Origin of the sequence: Streptomyces sp. NPDC088730 (genome assembly GCF_044751215.1) — a bacterium.
In the GTDB taxonomy this organism is placed as follows: domain Bacteria; phylum Actinomycetota; class Actinomycetes; order Streptomycetales; family Streptomycetaceae; genus Streptomyces.
Window position 1 is genome coordinate 1 of record NZ_JBIVLK010000037.1, and the last position, 1,538, is coordinate 1,538.

1 protein-coding gene is annotated in these 1,538 nt (G+C 66.4%); it reads right to left on the minus strand.

Annotated features, from left to right (window positions below; genetic code table 11):
* Positions 1-1,538: acyl-CoA carboxylase subunit beta (locus ACIP89_RS37760; protein ID WP_402119021.1), on the minus strand; the 1,538-nt coding region annotated here is incomplete at both ends.

Here is a 1,538-nt window from a genome sequence, read left to right on the forward strand (position 1 = left end):
GGGTTGCCGTGTTTGCGGGACGGCAGGTCTGCGTGCTTGGTGCGGAGCATCGCCAGGGAGGCGATCAGGACCTCGCGGGTCTCGGCGGGGTCGATGACGTCGTCGACCAGTCCGCGCTCTGCGGCGTAGTAGGGGTGCATCAGTTCGGCCTTGTACTCCTTGACCATGCGGACCCGCATGGTCAAGGGGTCCTCGGCCTCGGCGATCTGACGGCGGAAGATGACGTTGGCGGCGCCCTCGGCACCCATCACCGCGATCTCGTTGGTCGGCCAGGCATAGGTGAGGTCGGCGCCGATGGACTGGCTGTCCATGACGATGTACGCACCGCCGTAGGCCTTGCGCAGGATCAGCGAGATCCTCGGCACCGTGGCGTTGCAGTAGGCGTAGAGCAGCTTCGCCCCGTGCCGGATGATCCCGCCGTGCTCCTGATCCACACCGGGCAGGAAGCCGGGTACGTCCAAAAGAGTGACGATCGGGATGTTGAACGCGTCACACATCTGGACGAACCTGGCGGCCTTCTCGCTCGCCTCGATGTCCAGGACACCGGCCAGGGCCTGCGGCTGGTTGGCGACGATGCCCACGACCTGCCCGTCGAGGCGGGCCAGCGCGCAGATGATGTTGCGGGCCCAGCGCTCGTGGATCTCCAGGCAGTCACCGTCGTCGACGAGCTCCTCGATCACCTTGTGCATGTCATAGGGGCGGTTGCCGTCCGCGGGCACCAGGTCCAGCAGGACGTCACCGCGCCGGTCGGCCGGATCGTCGCTCGCCACCACCGGCGGGTTCTCGCGGTTGTTCGAGGGCAGCATCCCGATCAGGTAGCGGACCTCCGCGATGCAGGTCTCCTCGTCGTCGTACGCGAAATGCGCGACACCCGAGGTCTCCGCGTGCACATCCGCCCCGCCCAGACCGTTCTGCGAGATCTCCTCACCGGTGACCGCCTTCACCACATCCGGACCGGTGATGAACATCTGCGAGGTCTCACGCACCATGAACACGAAATCCGTCAGAGCGGGACTGTAGGCCGCACCACCCGCACACGGGCCCAGCATCACACTGATCTGCGGAATCACACCCGAAGCCCGGGTATTGCGCTGGAAGATACCCCCGTACCCGGCCAGCGCCGAAACACCCTCCTGAATACGGGCACCCGCACCATCGTTCAGCGACACCAACGGCGCACCCGCCGAGATCGCCATATCCATGATCTTGTGGATCTTCGTGGCATGCGCCTCACCCAAAGCCCCGCCGAAGATCCGGAAATCATGCGCGTAGACGAAGACCGTCCGGCCCTCCACCGTGCCCCAACCGGTGATCACACCATCCGTGTACGGCTTCTTCGCCTCCAGACCGAACCCCGTCGCCCGGTGCCGGCGCAACTGCTCGACCTCCCTGAACGAACCCGCATCCACCAGCAGCTCAATACGCTCACGCGCCGTCAGCTTGCCCTTCGCGTGCTGCGCCTCGGTCGCCCGGTCACTCGGCCCGCGCCGGGCCTGCTCACGCAGCGCCAGCAGCTCCGCCACACGGCCACGGGTGTC